Annotated in this window: 13 protein-coding genes and 2 pseudogenes; 9 read left to right on the top strand and 6 right to left on the bottom strand. The window is 71.0% G+C overall.

Annotated elements, in window-relative coordinates:
* Positions 1-92 precede the first annotated feature (92 nt).
* Together ABT004_RS07770 and ABT004_RS07765 are read left to right on the top strand one after the other, a co-directional pair.
* Positions 93-1,670 (top strand): carboxylesterase/lipase family protein, encoded by a 1,578-nt coding sequence (locus ABT004_RS07770; RefSeq protein WP_351332477.1) that lies wholly within the window; start codon positions 93-95, stop codon positions 1,668-1,670.
* 38 nt (positions 1,671-1,708) lie between these two features.
* Positions 1,709-3,409 (top strand): carboxylesterase/lipase family protein, encoded by a 1,701-nt coding sequence (locus tag ABT004_RS07765; protein WP_351332475.1) that lies wholly within the window; start codon positions 1,709-1,711, stop codon positions 3,407-3,409.
* Positions 3,410-3,517: 108 nt separating this feature from the next.
* Here ABT004_RS07765 and ABT004_RS07760 read toward each other — a convergent pair whose 3' ends face one another.
* Genes ABT004_RS07760 through ABT004_RS07745 form a run of 4 tightly spaced genes read right to left on the bottom strand, consistent with a single transcriptional unit; the run spans position 3,518 to position 8,493 of the window.
* A complete protein-coding gene (locus tag ABT004_RS07760) occupies positions 3,518-4,984 on the bottom strand; it encodes a dihydroorotase (RefSeq protein WP_351332472.1) in 1,467 nt (488 codons plus the stop codon).
* Positions 4,985-5,021: 37 nt separating this feature from the next.
* Positions 5,022-6,422, bottom strand: a complete 1,401-nt coding sequence (locus tag ABT004_RS07755; protein ID WP_351332470.1) for an FAD-dependent oxidoreductase — start codon at positions 6,420-6,422, stop codon at positions 5,022-5,024.
* Positions 6,419-7,054, bottom strand: coding sequence for an aspartate/glutamate racemase family protein (locus tag ABT004_RS07750; RefSeq protein ID WP_351332467.1), 636 nt, complete (start codon positions 7,052-7,054; stop codon positions 6,419-6,421). Before ABT004_RS07750 ends, ABT004_RS07755 begins: the two co-directional genes overlap by 4 nt.
* Positions 7,051-8,493, bottom strand: a complete 1,443-nt coding sequence (locus ABT004_RS07745; protein ID WP_351332464.1) for an MmgE/PrpD family protein — start codon at positions 8,491-8,493, stop codon at positions 7,051-7,053. Before ABT004_RS07745 ends, ABT004_RS07750 begins: the two co-directional genes overlap by 4 nt.
* A 246-nt stretch (positions 8,494-8,739) precedes the next feature.
* On the opposite strand from ABT004_RS07745, the gene ABT004_RS07740 reads away from it, so the two are divergent.
* From ABT004_RS07740 to ABT004_RS07715, 6 genes are all read left to right on the top strand, one after another.
* On the top strand, positions 8,740-9,519 hold the full coding sequence (locus ABT004_RS07740; protein WP_351332461.1) for an IclR family transcriptional regulator: 780 nt from the start codon (positions 8,740-8,742) through the stop codon (positions 9,517-9,519).
* A 16-nt stretch (positions 9,520-9,535) separates the two neighbouring features.
* On the top strand, positions 9,536-10,753 hold the full coding sequence (locus ABT004_RS07735; RefSeq protein WP_351332459.1) for a CaiB/BaiF CoA transferase family protein: 1,218 nt from the start codon (positions 9,536-9,538) through the stop codon (positions 10,751-10,753).
* Entirely contained in the window at positions 10,750-11,580 is an 831-nt protein-coding gene (locus ABT004_RS07730) for an HpcH/HpaI aldolase/citrate lyase family protein (RefSeq protein WP_351332456.1), read from the top strand. The genes ABT004_RS07735 and ABT004_RS07730 overlap by 4 nt, the downstream gene beginning before the upstream one ends.
* A 74-nt stretch (positions 11,581-11,654) precedes the next feature.
* Positions 11,655-12,500, top strand: coding sequence for a cyclase family protein (locus tag ABT004_RS07725; protein ID WP_351332454.1), 846 nt, complete (start codon positions 11,655-11,657; stop codon positions 12,498-12,500).
* The gene (locus tag ABT004_RS07720) at positions 12,500-13,969 is read left to right on the top strand and encodes an MmgE/PrpD family protein (protein ID WP_351332451.1); all 1,470 of its coding nucleotides are present in this window, start codon (positions 12,500-12,502) and stop codon (positions 13,967-13,969) included. The genes ABT004_RS07725 and ABT004_RS07720 overlap by 1 nt, the downstream gene beginning before the upstream one ends.
* Before the next feature lie 39 nt (positions 13,970-14,008).
* A complete protein-coding gene (locus ABT004_RS07715) occupies positions 14,009-15,313 on the top strand; it encodes an MFS transporter (RefSeq protein ID WP_351332448.1) in 1,305 nt (434 codons plus the stop codon).
* Positions 15,314-15,367: 54 nt separating this feature from the next.
* On the opposite strand, the pseudogene ABT004_RS07710 reads toward ABT004_RS07715, so the two are convergent.
* Positions 15,368-15,508: pseudogene (locus ABT004_RS07710) on the bottom strand (TetR/AcrR family transcriptional regulator); the annotation flags it as partial.
* Between ABT004_RS07710 and ABT004_RS07705 the strand changes: the two are divergent.
* A pseudogene (locus tag ABT004_RS07705) lies at positions 15,507-16,232 on the top strand (NADP-dependent oxidoreductase); the annotation flags it as partial. The pseudogenes ABT004_RS07710 and ABT004_RS07705 sit on opposite strands and share 2 nt — an antisense overlap.
* A gap of 82 nt (positions 16,233-16,314) precedes the next feature.
* On the opposite strand, the gene ABT004_RS07700 reads toward ABT004_RS07705, so the two are convergent.
* Positions 16,315-17,418: an alcohol dehydrogenase catalytic domain-containing protein gene (locus ABT004_RS07700; RefSeq protein ID WP_351332446.1), complete on the bottom strand. Its 1,104-nt coding sequence runs from the start codon at positions 17,416-17,418 to the stop codon at positions 16,315-16,317.
* Between the last annotated feature and the right edge of the window lie 107 nt (positions 17,419-17,525).

Raw genomic sequence — 17,525 nt, 5'->3', positions numbered from 1 at the left:
ACTGCAACTCCCCATAGTTCCACCGGCTTTGCGCCCTCCTTCCGCGCCCGAATCCGGACAACTCCTGGGAGGCACGAGTGAGAGCAAGACGTGTGGTCAGACAGTTCATCGCCGTGGCGACAGCGGCGCTCACCGTTCCGGCCCTGACCCTCGCACTGCAGAGTGCGACGGACACCCTTGGAAGTGGCCATGGGAGCGCCGCGCCCACGGCATCGACGGACAGCGGCCAGGTGCGCGGGGTCGCCGCCCGGGATGCCGAGCGGTTCCTCGGCATCCCCTACGCGGCCCCGCCCGTAAGAGACTTGAGGTTCGCGCCGCCGGCCGAGCCGGACTCCTGGAAGGGGGTCCGGTCCGCCGACCGGCAGTCGCCGGCCTGCCCGCAGTTCGAACCGTCCGGGGTGCGCGAGGAGCAGGCGGTCAGCGAGGACTGCCTCTACCTCGACGTCTACCGGCCCCCGGGCGTGGCACGGACCGCGAAGCTGCCGGTGATGGTGTGGTTCCACGGCGGCGCCAACACTCAGGGCACGGGCGTGATCTACGGCGGCAGCACGATGGCCGCCAAGACCGGGACCATCGTCGTCTCCGTCAACTACCGCCTCGGCGCCCTCGGCTTCCTCGCCCACCCCGCGCTCTCCAAAGTCACCGAGGGCGGGTCCGGCAACTACGGCCGCATGGACCAGCTCGCCTCCCTCGAGTGGGCCCGCGACAACATCGCGAACTTCGGCGGCGACCCCGGAAACGTGACGATCCACGGCCAGTCGGCGGGCGGCGGCGCGGTGTGCGGCCTGCTCGCCATGCCCGCGGCCAAGGGCCTTTTCGACAAGGCCGTTGTGCAGAGCTCCGACTGTTCAGGCACATCCACCACCCTCGACGAGGGCGAGCGCAGCGGCACCGCGTTCGCCAAGGCCGTCGGCTGCACCGACGAGGCGGCCGTCGTGAGCTGCCTGCGCAAGACGTGGCCAGGGACCCTGATCGCACATCAGAAGGACTACGTCGGCGGGTCGAAGGTCGGCGGATCACTCCTCCCGAAGACCTTCAACCAGGCCTTGAAGGACGGCAGTTGGAACAAGGTGCCGGTGATGTCCGGCACGACGCACTCCGAGTTCCGCCTCCTGGCAACCGCTCAGGCCGGCATCACCGCACAGGGGTACGCGGACTTCGTTCGCACCACCTGGCCCGACAAGGCGGACCGGGCGCTGGAGCTGTACCCGGTGGGCCGCTTCAAGAGTCCGTGGGACGCCGTCACACAGATCCAGACCGACGCGCTGCGCGCCTGCCCCAGCTACCAGCACGCACAGCAGCTGGCCGGCGCGACCGAATCCCCCGTCTACCGCTACGAGTTCAACGACCCGACCTCGCCCACCTTGTACGGCTTCCGTGTGCCCGGTGAGGACATGGCCAACGGACACAGTGCCGAACTCGCCTACCTCTTCGACTTCACGCTCGGCGAGCGGCCGCTGACGGCCCAACAGGAGAAGCTCGCAGACCAGATGATGCGCTACTGGGCGGCCTTCGCCCGCACCGGCGACCCCAACACCTCCCACGCACCGCGGTGGCCGCAGTTCACGGACTCCGATGCCACCCGGGTGATGCAGCTGCGCGCCGGTGGCGCGAGCAAGGCCATCACGTCGTTCCCCGCCGACCACCACTGCGACTTCTGGCTCGGCTGATTCCCGTACGACACTTCACCACTCCGTACCGCATCCCCGTGAGAAAGCAGGGAGACATGGCGATCACCGCACTCCGCGGCAGACTCTCCGTCCTCGCGGCCACCGCAGGCGCGGTCGCTCTTGGCGTCGCCCCGGTGGCCGGCACCGCGCTCAGCGCACCCAGTGGCGACGCGGACGCCGGCGGCGTACAGCGTCCCGCCTCGCTCGTGGTCGGCACTGCCGACGGCAAGGTGCGCGGCGCCGCCCGCACCGGCTACAACCAGTGGCTCGGCATCCCGTACGCGGCCGACGCGGCCGGGAAGAACCGCTGGAAGGCGCCGCAGCCCGTCAAGAAGTGGTCGGGGGCGCGCGACGCCCGTGCCTTCAGCGACCGCTGCGCGCAGAACAGCGGCTGGGACCCCGGCTATGAGAAGACCATCACGACCGAGAACTGTCTCGGCCTCAATGTGTACGTCCCCGACGGCGCGAGGCGCGATGCCCCCGTGCTGGTCTGGATCCACGGCGGCGGCTTCACCGGTGGAGCAGGCCAGGACACCGACCCGCGCAGGTTCATCGAGCGCACCGGTGCGATCGTCGTGACCGTCAACTACCGCGTCGGCGTCCTCGGCACCCTCAACCTTCCGCAGCTTCGGACCGAGTCCACGAACGGTCCCGGCAACTACGGCCTCCTCGACCAGCAGGCGGCCCTGAAGTGGGTGCACCGCAACGTCGACCGCTTCGGCGGCGACCCCGGCAACGTGACCATCGCCGGCCAGTCCGCCGGCGCGGGCTCGGTCTGCGACCACCTCGCCTCTCCGGCAGCCAAGGGCCTCTTCTCGAAGGCGATCAGCATGAGCGGCGGCTGCAACCTCCAGTCCGCGGCCGCCGGGCAGCAGCAGAGCGAGGCGTTCGTCAAGGCCGTCGGCTGCGACACGGCCGCCGACGAAGTCCTCGCCTGCCTGCGCGGCAAGTCGTCCTCGGACCTGCTCGCCGCCCAGAAGACCTCCGGCGTCTCCCCCTCCATCGGCGGCGCCGCCTTCCCCGTCAACCCCGGCACCGCCGTGGCGAGCGGCGACTTCAACCGCGTCCCCGTCATGATCGGCCAGACCAACAGCGAACGCGGCCTGTTCACGTTCCAGAACTACGACTACGCGGGCCACCCCATGACGGCCGCCGAGTACGAGCAACTGGTGCGCACCACGTACGGCGCGGGTGCCGACGAGGTCCTCGCGGAGTATCCGCTCAGCGACTTCGACACCCCAGGCGAGGCGTGGACGAAGGCCAACAGCGACTCCACCTCGTACACGCGACAGCAGTTGACGGCCACGTTCGCGAAACGGGTGCCCACCTATTCCTACGAATTCGCCGAGTCGGACACCCCGCACTTCACCTCGATCTTCCGCATCCAGCAACGCAGCGCGGCGGCACGCGACTTCCCGTTCGGCGGCGCCGTTCACGTCGACGACCTCGGCTACCTCTGGGAGTACCTCGGCCAGACCCTCCCGTACGACGACGACCAGCTGGAGCTCTCCGACGAGATGATCACGTACTGGGGCCGCTTCGCGGCGGCGGGCGAACCGAACACCGCACGCACCCCCAACTGGCCCGACTACGCCGACAAGCCAGGCACGACGATGTCCCTGAAGGCCTGCGACACCGATCCGGCGAGCGGTGACGCCCCCGCGGCCTGCTCGAAGGCGGACACCGACTTCGCCACCGACCACAACCTCTCCTTCTGGTCCCACCTGCCGACCACTTGACCACGACACACACTCACGCCCTTGCCATGTGTGCGGAACGGCACTGATTCGTGCCGTTCCGTCGGTGTCGAGGTGGCCGCGATGAACACCGGGCGGATGTCGGCGCCCTCAGCGTGCGGTGGGACGCGACAAGTAGCGCCCCTGGGGCGCGCCCATGACCTTGCCGTCGCCGAAGACCTGCGTGCCGCGCAGGTACGTCGACTCCACGCGTGCGCCGATCTCTAGCCCTTGCAGCGGCGTGTACTCCTGCGCCGACAGCGAGTCGCCCGCGTCCACGGTCCATGATGCCGACGGGTCGACCAGCACCACGTCCGCGTCGTAGCCCTCCGCGATCTGCCCCTTCGTGGGCAGGCCGAAGCGCTGCGCCGGTGTCCAGGCGGTCAGTTCGGCGACCTTCTGCAGCGGCAGGCCGTGGGCGGGTGCCGCGCCGGCGAGGCCGGGCAGGAGGTACTCGGTGCCGCCGAAGCCGGACTTGGCCTGGAAGACATCGCTCTTCGGGTCGCCGAACTTCGTCTCCTCCTTGCAGCAGGCGTGGTCGCTGACCACCCAGTCGATGTTGCCCGCCACCAGGTGCTCCCAGAGCGCGTCCACGTCGTCCTGCGGGCGCAGCGGCGGGTTGACCTTGCCGCCGATGCCGGAGGCCGTCTCGATGTTGGCGAGCAGGTGGCCGATGGTCACCTCGCGGCGGAAGTTGACCTGCGGGAAGGTCTTCGCCATCAGCATCGCCGAATCGATCGCCTTGCGGGACGACAGGTGCAGCAGGTTGATGTTGGGAAGTTCCGTCTCGGCCGCGAGGTAGCTGGCGATGGTGACCGCGAGCCCCTCCGAGTGCGGCGGACGCGAGGCGCTGTAGGCAGCAAGGCCGTCCAACTGGCCTTCTTCCTCCACCAGTTTGGTGTACGCCGTCATGATCTCGGCCGTCTCGCAGTGCAGGGACAGCGAGATGGCGTCCGCGAGGTCCGGGTACGCCTCGCGTGCCGCCTGTACGCCGCGCATCACGAACTCGAAGTGCGCCAGGTCGTAGCGCTCACCGGGCGGGATCATGAGGAAGTCGTTCTGGTCGGCGGAGCGCCCGTGCAGGCCGTGGCTGCCGTAGAACATGAAGATCTTGAACGAGGTGACACCGAAGCGGGCGATCAGCTCGGGGATCTCCGTGATGTGCGACTTCTCCATCGGCGCGAGGTGGAAGCCGTAGTCGACGTGCGAGCGGCTCTCGGCGGCGTCGAGGACCAGCGGGAAGACGTCGTTGTAGCTGCCGCCGCGGTTCATGTAGTACTGCCCGGTCCGCATGTACGTGAGGGCGGTCGTCACGCCGCCCTGGGCGCAGGCCTTGCTCTCGGTGACGGTGTCGTCGGACAGCGGGTTGTAGATGCCCCAGTGCTGGTGTGCGTCGACGACGCCGGGGAACGCCAACAGCCCCTTGCCGTCGACGACTTCGGCCGCTTCGGACGCCGGGATGTCCGGGGCGATGCGGTGGAACACGCCGTCCTTGACGCCGATGTCGGTGGTGGGGATGTTCGCGGCGTCGTGCTTCACCAGGCGGACGTTCTTGATGAGCAGATCCAGTTCGGTCATGGTGTGCGTGCCTTTCCGGGTTCTGGGTTCTGAGTTCTCAGTTCTCGGCGATGTCCGTGGCGCCGGACAGGGTCGTGGCCGCCTGCCAGGCGAGGCCGAGTGCGGGCAGTAGTCCGTTGCCCGCCAGGTAGCCGTCCGCGCCCCGGCCGGAGATGCCGTGCGCGGCCCCTCCCGAGGCGAACAGGCCGCCGATCGGGGCCCCTTGGCCGTCGAGGACGCGTGCGGCGGCGTCGACGACGAGGCCGCCCTGCGTGTGGAACAGGGCGGGGATCACTTCGACGGCCGCGTACGGGCCGCGCAGCGGCGCCTCGAAGAATGTCCGGCCGAACCGGTCGTACCCGGCCGCCCCGGTGGCCGAGGCGACCTGCTCGGACACCGCTTCCTGGAGGGCCTTCGTGTCGCAGCCGGTGCGCGCGGCGAGCGCGTCCAGGTCGTCGGCCCACGCCAGCGCGCCCGCGTCCACCGTCTGCCGGAAGTCGGAGAACGGCAGGCACAGGTCGTGGATGCGGCGGTCCAGGACGATCCAGCCACGTGCGTCCGGGCGGGCCGCGAGGGCTGCCGCGTATTCGGAGTAGCCGGTGGTCTCGTCGCCGAACCGTTCGCCGACGGCGTCGACCATGATCGCGCCGTGCATGATGGTGGCCCAGCCGACCAGCGTCCGTGAGCGGCGGGCGAGTGCCGCGTGGCCCTGGTAGGCGTCCATGTAGGCGGCTCGTGCGCCGTGCCGCAGCCCGATGTCCAGGCCGTCGCCGGTGGAGAACTGACCGCCGTGGTAGTCGGCCGCCGCGATCTCCGGCATGTGCCGCTCGACCAGGGCGCGGTCGGCGCCGTAGCCGTTGGTGGCCAGCAGCACGGCCCGGGTCGCGATGGTCTCCCGGTGGCCGCCCGGGTCCTCGACGACGGCGCCGGTGACACGTCCCTCGGTGTCCCGCTCGACGTCCACCAGCCGAGCAGGGATCAGCAGGTCGATCGACGGTGAGCGCCGCACCCGTTCGTACAGGTGCCGCAGCAGCGTCGAGCCGTGCCGCCCCTGCACGGTGTGCAGCCGGTCGGCGCTGTGGCCGGGGTAGCTGAAGTCGCGTACGAGTTGGAGCGGCACGTCCGCGCCGTCCGCGAGCCATTCCACCAGGGGTGCGCTGATCCTCGCGAGGGCGTCGGCGAGTGCCGGGTCCGCGGTGCCGTGGGTCTTCGCGGTGATGTCGGCGAGGAAGCGCTCCGGGCTGTCCTCGACGCCCTCCGCGCGCTGCCAGCGGGAGCCGGCGCCGGGGATCATCGCGGTGGACATCGAGGTGTTGTTGCCGCGCAGGAACTGTTCGTCGGGGTCGACGACGAGCACGCTCAGCCCGTCCTCGGCGGCCTTGAGCGCCCCGGCGAGTCCGCCGCCCGCGCCCGCCACCACGAGGTCGACCGTCCCCGCGTCGGGCTGTGCGCCGCTCATGCCCGGCCTCCCGCCGCCAGTAGCCGCAGGGCCAGGGCCGCCGGGTCGACGAGTTCCACCGTGTGCGGGGTGTCGGTTTCGACGGCGGAGCAGCCGTTGATCACGACCCGCACGCCCCGCTCCGCGAAGCCGTCGAGCGCGCCGCGCACGGCGTCGTTCCACCGCCCGGTGTCGGGGATCGCGTCGACGGCCAGGTCGAGCACGGTCACTCCGGCGAACCACGGCCCGTACCCGTACTCCTCGATGCGCCGGGCGAGTTCGTCGCCGATCGCCCGGTTGCGGGTGACCGCACCGAACCGACGTCCGGTCGCGACCAGGTGTGCCGCGCACAACCGCAGCATGCCGACGTTCGGGACGGCGGCGCCGTCGGGTGCGACGGGGACGGCGGGGTCGAGGACGCAGTCCGGCATCCGGAGGTCGAATGTGTCGCCGGGCGCCGCCGCCAGGGCCGCGGTGACCGAGACGGTCGAGGCGGCGATGTCCCGCGCCGTCGCGAGTTCGGAGGGCGCGTCGGAGCCGATCTCCTCGAGGACCCATTCGACGCCGGGGGGTGAGAGCCGTCGGTAGCGGTCCCGGCGTCGGGCCAGTTCGTCGGCGCCCGTCCGGATCGGGGTGACGGAGAAGATCTTCATGCGCTGTCTCCTGGTGTCGCGGCAGGACAGGGCCTCAGGGCGGCGAGAGCCCGCAGCGACGGTCCCACATCGTCGGTCGTGAACAGGTCGTCGACGGCGCTTCGCAAGCGGTCGACCGTGGCCGTGTCGCCGAGCAGGTCCGCGAGCATCGAGGCCAGTGTCTGCTCGGTAAACGGGTGGTGGTTGCTGTCGCCGACGGGATGCGGTGCGCTCAGCTCCACGCGCCGGCCGTCGTCCAGCACCGCCGTCAGCCGGGTGGCGCGCTCGTGCGGCAGGCGTGCGGTCAGCTCCGGGTCCTCGGCGACGGTCACCTTGCGGGCCAGCGCGAAGAGTTCGGGCCGGTCGGCTTCGGTGGCGTCCGCCGTGTCCGGGGTCACCGCGCCGTCGAGCAGCGCCGCGGCGACTGCGTACGGGACGGAGAACATTGCCCCGAGGCTGCTGTCCCACGTCGTACGGTTCAGCGGTGCGGCGAGCGCGTGCGTGTCGACGTGCATCTCAACGACGGATGCGCCCAGTTGGGTGCCACTGCGTCCACCGAGGTGCCGGTCGCGCAGCTGGAGGGCCAGGTCGGCGGCCGGGTGTGTGTACGAGCACGACGCGTGCCGCTTGAAGTAGTTGTGCTGGATCTGCCAGTCGTCGCCGAGCCGGTCGGTGAGCGCGGCGGCGTCGAAGGTGCCGAGCAGTGTGCCGAGCGAGAGGGCGGCGGTGCCGGTGTTGCGGACCACGCCTGCCGCGGCGAGCCGGGCGGCGGCGAGGCCGGACACGGCCGCGGCGCCCATCCAGGCGTCCCGTACGCGGTGGCCGTCGAGCGCGGAGTCGAAGTGGCCGGCGACGGGCAGCCCTGAAGCCGTGTCGATGGCCGCGGCGATCCCTTCCGCGGGCAGGCCGAGCAGGAGTGCGCAGCCCGCCGCGGCGCCGGTCACGCCCCAGTTCCCGTGCGGGTGGACACCGGGGTGCAGGCCCGTGGCACGGCCGTGGCGCGCGGCGACCTCGTACCCCACGAGCAGGGCGCGGGAGGTCAGCTCGCCCGTGGAGCCGAGCGCGGCGGCCAGGGTGAGGATCGCGGGGAAGGTGTGTCCGGCCGGGTGGCCACGGGCGTACTTGCCGCCCTCGTCGAGCTCGCTGCACACCAGAGCCGTCGCGTTCAAGTACGCGGCGGTGTCCACCTGCGTAAGGACCGCGGCGCCGAACACCGGTGCGTCGCCCGCGGGTTGGGGCCAGGCGGCGCGGATGCGGCGCTGCCCCTCGGTCCGGGCTCCGGCGAGCGTCACCGCGAAGGTGTCGAGCAGGACGAGGGAGAGCCGCTCACGCACGTCGGCGGGCACGTCGGTCCAGGAGAGCCGTGCGGCCCAGAGTGCGAGGTCCCCGGTGCGCTCCCGCGCCTCGGTCTTGGGGTCGGGCGCCGCCGTCAGGGGTGCTTCGGATGGTCGGGCAGTCACCTGCCCACCCCCTTCCATGTTGTTCCGTTGAGCGGAACACGTTGGCCATTCGATACTTGCAGCACCCACGAATCGACGTCAATACCTTCCTGAAGAATCCAGGTAACGTCGCTACTTCCTGGCCAGCACCTCTTGACCGGGCCTGGAGACGGTGTTTCTCTGGTGTTCCATTCAGCGGTACGGAAAGAGATCGAGACTTCGGGAGCCCCCGGACATCGACCTCAGGGAACAGGCAAGAATGAGCCCATGACGACCCAACCCGGAACCGAGACCGCAGGCCGAGTCATCGACGTCCTCCTGCTGTTCACCGACGGCCCCGACGACATCGGGGTGTCATCGATCGCCCGCGAGCTCGGCCTGAGCAAGGCGGTCGTGCACCGCATCCTTCAGACCCTGGTGGCACGCGGGATGGTGGTGCTCGACCAGCAGACCCGGCTCTACCGCCTCGGTCCGACCGCGGCGGCGCTCGGCGCCAGGGCGCTGCGCGAGTTCGACCTGCGGGCCGTCGCCGCGGAAACCCTGCGGCGACTGCACGAGCAGACGCGGGAGACCGTGACCCTCACGGCGCTGGTGCCCGGCGGGCGCGCCTACATCGACCAGATCGTCAGCACCCACGAGGTGAAGATGACCGTGGAACTCGGCCGCAGGTTCCCGCTGCATGCGGGCAGTTCCGGCAAGTGTCTCCTCGCCTTCCTGCCCCAGGAGCGGCAGGAAGAGATCCTCACCGCGGAACTCTCGGCGCTCACCGACCGGACCATCACCGATGAGAACGCCCTCCGCACCGAACTGGCCGCGATCCGAGAGCTCGGCTACGCGAGTTCGCAGGGCGAACGCCAGGCCGACGCCGGCTCGGTGGCCGCGCCCGTCTTCGGCTTCGACGGCGACGTCCGCGGCTCGGTGTCCGTGTGCGGCCCGCGCTCCCGCTTCACCCCACAGTTCGTCCGCGCCTGCGCACCCCGCGTGGTCGAGGCGGCACGTGACCTCTCCACGCGCCTCGGCTGGAAGGCGGCCTCCTCCCCCACGTGACGACGGAAGGAACTCCATGACCGACACCACCCCCGCACCCCGGGCAGACAGCACTGCGGCCCTCGACGGCATCAAGGTGCTGGACATCGCGACACTGTTCGCGGGCCCCCTCGCCGCCACCCTGCTCGCCGATTTCGGCGCCGATGTCACCAAGGTCGAACATCCCAAGGGCGACCCGGTGCGCCACCACGGCGCGAACAAGGACGGTGTGGGCCTGTGGTGGAAGATGCTTTCGCGCAACAAGAAAGCGATCACCCTCTACCTCGGCAGCCCCGAGGGCCAGGACATCTTCCGCCGCATGGTCGCGGACGCGGACGTCGTCATCGAGAACTTCCGCCCGGGCACGCTGGAGCGCTGGGGCCTCGGCTATGAGGCGCTGGCCGAGATCAACCCGCGTCTGGTCCTGGCCCGCGTCACCGGATTCGGGCAGCGCGGCCCTTACTCCAAGCGCCCCGGCTTCGGCACGCTCGCGGAGGCGATGAGCGGTTTCGCCGCCATCACGGGACAGCCCGACGGGCCCCCGACCCTGCCGCCGTTCGGCCTGGCCGACGGCGTCTCCGCGCTCACCGCCGCCTTCGGCATCATGACCGCGCTGCACGCCAGGGACCGCACGGGCCGCGGTCAAGTGCTCGACCTGGCGATCATCGAGCCGATGGTCACGCTGCTCGGGCCGCAGGCCATCACCTACGACCAGCTCGGCGAGCTCCAGCCACGCACCGGCAACCGGTCGGCGAACAACGCGCCGCGCAACACCTATCGCACCAAGGACGGTTCGTGGGTCGCGGTCTCCACCAGCGCCCAGTCCATCGCGGAACGGGTCATGCGGCTGGTGGGGCGCCCCGAGTTCATCGACGAGCCGTGGTTCGCCTCGGGCGCCGAGCGCGCCCGGCACACGGACGAGCTCGACTCGGCGGTCGGCTCCTGGATCGCGGACCGCACCCGCTCAGAGGTCATCGCCGCGTTCGAAGAGGCGCAGGCCGCCATCGCGCCGATCTACGACATGAGTGACATCTTCGAGGATCCGCAGTTCCAGGCCCTGGAGACGATCACCGAGGTGGAGGACGAGGAGCTCGGCCGTATCCGGTTCCAGAACGTGCCCTTCCGGCTCGGCGACACCCCGGGCGCCGTCCGCTGGTCCGGCCGGCGCAAGGGCCGGGACACCGCTGAGGTGCTCGGCGCGTACGGTGTCAGCGCGGCCGAGATCGCCTCCCTCGCCGACCGGGGCGTCGTATGAGCGCCCCGGCGCACCCCACCGGCGTGCGGTCCTGGCTCTACGTCCCCGCAACCCGCCCCGACCTCCTCGACAAGGCGATGCGCGGCGAGGCGGACGCGGTCGTCCTCGACCTGGAGGACGCGGTGCCGCCCGACCGCAAGGACGAGGCACGCGCCGCCGCCGTACAGGCCGTGGGCGAGACCTGGCCCAAGCCGTTGTGGCTGCGCATCAACCAGGTCACACTCCCGTACGGGCAGGCCGACTTGGCGGTACTCGCGGGCGCGCCCGTGCAGGGTCTGCGCCTGGCCAAGTGCGAGAGCGCCGAGGAGATCGAGACCGTACTGCGGCACGTGGACGCACCCCTGCACCTGCTGTTCGAGACGGCGCTCGGCGTGGAGCACGCCTTCGAACTCGCCCTGGCAGCACCGCAGGTAGCGTTCCTCTCGCTCGGCGAGGCCGACCTCGGCGCCGACCTGAGGGTGCGCGGTGACGCGGCACTTGACTGGGCGCGCGCCCGCATCGTCAACGCGGCGCGCGCGGCGGGCCTGACCGGTCCGGTGCAGAGCGTGTGGACCGACGTGACGGACGTCGCTGGTCTCGCGGCCAGTACTCAACGCGCCCTCGACCAGGGCTTCTTCGGCCGTTCCGTCGTCCACCCGAAGCAGGTCCCGGTGGTCAACGCGGTCTTCACGCCCCGGCCCGAAGAGGTCGACGACGCCCGTCGGCTGGTCGATTCGCTGCGGCAGGCCCAAGAGAGCGGCAGCGCCGCCTGGCTCGACGACCGCGGCCGGCTGATCGACCCGGCGGTCGTGGCCCGCGCCCGCTGGGTGCTGGACCGCGCGAGCTGACACCGCATCCGCACACCTTCCGGCGGCGCACACACGCCGCTGCTCCCCGCTCCCCTCTCCAGGTTAGGCAGGTCATGACCTCTTCCCAGCTCACCCCACCGCACCAGGCGTCCGGCAACGCCCTGCTCAACGCACTGCCCGCCGACCCGCACATCGTGGAACTGGGCCAGCCCCTCTTCACCGGCATGCCGTGCTCGCCCAACCACCCTGGTTTCCGCATGACCTTGGCCCGCCGACACGGCGACATGGTCCGCCCCGACGGCGGTTCCGCCTCCAACGAGGTCATCGTCACCGGAGGCCATGTCGGCACCCACATCGACGCGTTGTCCCACGTCAGCCACAACGGCAAGCTGCACGGAGGGGTCGACGCCGCCGAGGCGCAGACCGGCGGCTCCTTCTCGCAGCACGGCGCGGAACAGACGCCCGCCATGGTCACCCGCGGTGTCCTCCTCGACGTCGCCGCGGCGCACGGGGTCGGCACCCTGCCGGGCGGATACGGTGTCACCGCCGCCGACCTGGAGCGCGCCGCGGAACTCGGCGGCGCCGAGCCCCGCCAGGGCGATGTCGCCGTGGTCCGCACCGGCTGGGCGCGGCACTTCGACGATCCGGCCGCCTACCTCGGCAAGGAGTCCGGCGTGCCCGGGATCACCGAGGACGCGGGGGCCTGGCTCGCGGAACGCGGCGTGAAGGCCGTCGGCTGCGACACCACCGCCTGCGAGCAGATAGCGCCGGGCGCGGGCCACAGCGTCCTGCCCGTGCACCGGCTGCTGCTGGTGGAGAACGGCGTCTACATCATGGAACACCTCGCGCTCGAAGACCTCGCCGCGACCGGACAGCACACCTTCCTGTTCGTCGTCGCCCCCTTGCGGATCGTCGGCGGCACCGGCTCCCCCATCCGCCCGATCGCGGTGGTGTCCTGATGACGGACGACTCCACGACACCGGCCACAGCCACTCCCGCGCAGCAGCTCGCGGCATTCGCCGTCGCCGTACGGGACGGTGAACTCGACGCCGGGCTGCGGGAGAAGACCACGGGGCACCTGCTCGACCTGCTCGGCAACAGCATCGCCGCGCTGTCCGAGCGGCCCGGCGCCGCGGTGCGCGAACTCGCCGAGGAGTGGGGCGGCGTCCCCGCCGCCACCGTCATCGGCTCCTCGACCCGCTTGCCCGCACCGTCGGCTGCGCTGGTCAACGGCACGCTCGCGCACAGTCTGGACTTCGACGACACCCATCTGCCGTCCGTGCTGCACCCGTCGGCATCGGTGATACCCGCCGCCCTCGCCACCGCGGAGGCGACCGGCGCCAGTGGGGCGCGGCTCCTCGACGCCGCCGCCGTAGGCATCGAGGTCACCTGCCGGCTCGGCATGGCCCAGTACGACGAGAAGCTCGGCAACTCCGTCTTCTTCGACCGGGGTCTGCACGCCACCGCGATCTGCGGGGCGATCGGCTCCGCCGTGGCCGCCGCGATGCTGCGCGGCCTGGACGCCGACGGTATCTGCTCGGCGATCGGCATCGCGGCGAGCATGGGTTCCGGGATCATCGAGGCCAACCGCACGGGTGGCACCGTCAAGCGGGTGCACTGCGGCTGGGCCGCGCACGCGGGGGTGGTCGCGGCCGACATGGCACGGCTCGGTCTGACCGGTCCACCTACCGTCCTCGAAGGCCGTTTCGGCTTCTTCCAGGCCTTCTGCGGTGAACGCTTCGACGAGGCCGCCGTGGTGGCGGAGGTCACCGAAGGGCTTGGCGAGCGCTGGGAGTTGGCCCGGCTCTTCATCAAGCCGTACCCGTGCAACCACTTCACCCACGCGGGGGTGGACGCCGCGATGCGGCTGCGCCGTCGCGGCGTCGAGCCAAGACACATCACCCGTCTGACGCTCGGTGTACCCGCGCCCGTCCTGCGTACCATCGCGGAACCCGCGGCCGAGAAGGCACACCCGCGCTCCGGCTACCACGCGGCGTTCAGCGGTCCGTACACGGTGGCCGCCGGACTGCTCGCCGAGCCCGACGCTCCAGGGCACGGACTCGGCGTGTTCCACGAGGACTTCACGGATGAGGCGGCGGCCGACCCCGCACGTCTCGGCCTCGCCGCCCGCGTCATCTGCGTGGCGGACGAGGAGTGCACGACCGTCTTCCCGCACCAGTTCCCGGCCGCCCTCACTGCCGAACTCGACGACGGATCCACCGTGACCGAACGTGTCATGGTCAACCGGGGCAGCCCCCAGGACCCCCTCGACCCCCGTGAACTCACCGCGAAGTTCCTCGCCAACGCCCTCGGCGCCGGCGACGGACCCGCCGTGCGGGCACTGGCCGAGGAGGTGTGGAACATCGCCGCGGCCGCGGACACGACGGGCCTGACCCGTGCGCTGTCCGCGGTGGTGGCCGGCACATGAGGCAACGCAGACTCCCCATCACTCCACCGAGGTGAACCCATGAGTTCCTCGCGTACCAACGTGCGGTGGCTGACGCTCGCACTGATCGTCGCCCTCATCGTGATCAACTACATCGACCGGAGCGCCATCAGCTACGCGGTCGAACCGCTCACCGAGGCCTTCGGTATCAGCAAGTCCCAGTACGGGCTGATCAGCAGCGCCTTCTCCATCGGCTACATGGTGTTCGCCTTCATGGCGGGGCCACTCGTCGACCGCTACGGCGCCCGGCGCATCCTGCTCGTGGGCGTGGCCATCTGGTCGCTGGTCACCGCGGTGACCCCCATCGCCGGATCCTTCATCGGCCTGTTCGTCACGCGCATCATCCTGGGTGCGGGTGAGGGGCCCGGCTTCCCCGCGGCGAGCCGTACGGTCAGCCGCTGGCTTCCGCAGAAGGAACGCGGGATCGCGCTCGCGATGGTCGGCGGTGTGGCCGTGTCCGGCTCGCTGCTGATCGGCGGGCCGCTGGTGTCTCAGCTGATCGCCGTCCTGACCTGGAAGGGCATGTTCTGGGTGCTCGCCGGTCTCGGCGTGCTCTGGTTCGCCATCGCCTACGCGCTGTTGAAGAACACACCCGAGGAACACAGTGGTGTGTCGGAGTCGGAGCGCGCGCACATCGCCGCGGGCCAGCTCGACGAGGAACGCACCTCCACGGGGCGGGTCCAGTGGCGCCCGATCCTGACCAACCGGAACCTGTGGATCATCGCGGTGGGCTACTTCGCGTGGGGCTTCATGTTCTGGGGCTTCATGTACTGGCTGCCCGACTACCTGTCCTCGGAGTTCCAGCTCAGCATCACCGAGGTCGGCCTTTTCACCGTGGCTCCCTGGGCCGCGGGCATCGTCGGCGCACTCATCGGCGGGGTGATCACGGACCGCGTCTTCGCACGCACCGGCAGCGAGCGCAGCCGCCTCACCATCATGGGAACCGCGCTGCTGCTCTCCGGCGCCGCCCTGATCCCGATCTTCACGGCGCCGTCCCTGACCGTCGCCGTCACCTTCATCTCGATCGGGGTCGGGCTCGGCTTCGTCACCGGCGGCATCTGGTGGGTCGCCGCGATCGACGCGGCGCCGTCCCAGCCCGGCGTCGCGGCCGGTTTCGCCGACGCGGCGTTCGCGCTGTCCGGCATCGTCGCGCCTTCCGTGATGGGCTTCATCGTCAGCGTGACCGGCAGCTTCTCCAGCGGTTTCGTGGTGATGACGGTCCTGGCCGTGATCGGCGCGGGAGCGATGCTCGTCCTGCCGAAGCGGGGCGCAGGTCAGCGCCAACCCGTCGACGCCCAGGCCGACTTGGTCCCAGAGTCCCGGTGACCGCACCGTGCCGCTTCGGCAGCCGCCGAGTCACGGGCCGGGGACGTCGTGCGCTCAGAGCGCTCGGCCGGCGCCGGCGCCTGCCTCGGTCAGGATCGCGCTCGCGACGACGTCGAAGAGGTGGTCGGCGCGCGGCGCGAGTGAGGCCTGGTCACCGACCCAGGCGAGCGCCGCCACCAGAGCGAACAGATCGGTCTTCGGCCTCCTGCGCTTTCCCGGCTTCAACGGCTCCGCGTACGCCGAGTACGTCGCCGTCCCCGTGTCGGACCTGGCACGCAAACCGGCCGGCATCGACCACGTACACGCCGCCGGGGCACCGATGGCCGGACTCACCGCGTGGCAATTCCTCATCGACGTCGGGCACGACCGTCCGTCCCCCTTCCAGGAGACGCGGCACCACCCGACGGCACTCGGCACCGACACGACGGTGCTCATCAACGGCGCCGCGGGCGGCGTGGGGCACTTCGCGGTGCAGCTGGCGAAGTGGAAGGGCGCGCAGGTCATCGCGGTGGCATCCGGCGAGCACGAGACCTTCCTGGCGGACCTCGGCGCCGACCGGTTCATCGACTACACCAAGAGCCGTCCCGAGGAGCTGGTGCACGACGTGGACCTCGTCCTGGACACCGTCGGCGGCCCCCACAGCAGCCGCTTCCTGCGCACGCTCAAACGCGCCGGCGACCAATTCCCCGTATTCCCGGGAGACTTCGACGAAGCGGAAATCGCGAAGCGGGACGTCACGGTCTCCAGTACCCAGGTCCGCTCCAACGGCACTCAACTCGCCGAACTGGGACGCCTGCTCGACGCGGGCACGGTCCGCGTTGCGATCGACAGCACCTTCACACTCGCGGATGCCCGAGCCGCCCACGAACGCGCCGCGCGGGGGCACATCCGCGGCAAGATCGTGCTCACGGCTGCGTAGGGCCTGTCGTATGGGTCGGCGCCTGGGAAAGTGACGCTTCACGGTCGTGCGGATGTGGCTGGTGGCTGGTGGCTGGTGGCGATCAGGGGGCCCGGTGTCGGCCGGCCGATGGTGTGAGGCTGGTGCGGTCGAACGGGCCACCGTGCGCGGCGGCGTACGCGATGGCGTCGTTGACGGCATCGAGGCCGAACGACCGGACCCGTTCGGGGGCGAGATCCAGAGTGCCCGAGGCGAGGAGCCGGATGATGCCGACATTGGCTGCGCGCGGGTACATCCACTGCCCGCGCACGGTGACCGAGTTGCGCATGATCCACGGGTACGGGAGTGCGAGGTCGGCGCCACCGAGCATGCCGACGCCGCCCATGAGGACGACCCGGCCGTACTCGCGCACGGTCATGGCCGCCGCGCGCGAGGCCGAGCTGGGTGCGCTCGGCGGGAGCAGGTCGATCACCATGTCGATCGGACCGCCGGCCGCCGCGGACATCGCCTCGCGGTCGCCGACCTCGTCCCCGGTCAGCGGGACCGGGCGCAGCCGCGGACCGAAGCGGTCGGCGAGGAGGTCGAGCGCGGCCTTGTTGCGGCCGGGGGCGACCACGCGGCCCGCTCCCATCGCGAGCGCGACCGCGACGGCGCTGCTGCCGAGGTTTCCGGTGGCCCCGCTGACGAGCAGCGTCTCGCCGGCCGCGAGCCCACCTGCCAGCAGCCCGCCGTAGGAGATGGTGTGCACGGTGAGCGCGGCCCAGCGGGCCGGATCCTCCCCGGCCCAGGTTGGCAGTGGGTAGACGTTCTCCGTCGGCACCCGCATGAGTTCGGCGAACGCGCCGTCGTGCAGGTACTCGGCGAGCCGCGCGCCGCCCTCGCCGCGCGAACTCCAGCCCTGGAGCGTGATGTCGGGCGTCAGGGCGTCGTCTCGCGCACGCACCGTCGGGTCGCACCACACCAGGTCGCCGAGGCGCAGCCGGGTGGCGTCGGGGCCGACGTGGACGATCCGCCCCACGCCGCCGACACCGGGCACGACAGGAGGGACGAGGGGGTACTGCCGCTTGCCGCTGAAGACTTCGGCCGCGTAGGGCGCCACGGCGGCGGCGAGGACCTCGACCACCACCTCACCGCTACCGGCCTCGGGGGCCGGTGCCTCCCGCACCGCGAGTGGGGCGCCGAAGCGCGTCAGAACTGCTGCGCGCATGTGTTGACCTCCATGTTCGCCCGTCCTCTTCCGTCCATCGTCTCTAGTCCGTCCTCTTCCGTCCGTCCTCTTGGGATCGACACTAGGAGCCGGACGGGCATGCGGGA

The sequence above is a fragment of the Streptomyces sp. NPDC002790 genome (genome assembly GCF_040295505.1).
Lineage (GTDB): Bacteria > Actinomycetota > Actinomycetes > Streptomycetales > Streptomycetaceae > Streptomyces.
Note: the sequence above shows the minus strand (reverse complement) of the source record. Positions and strands in the feature narration are given on the sequence as shown.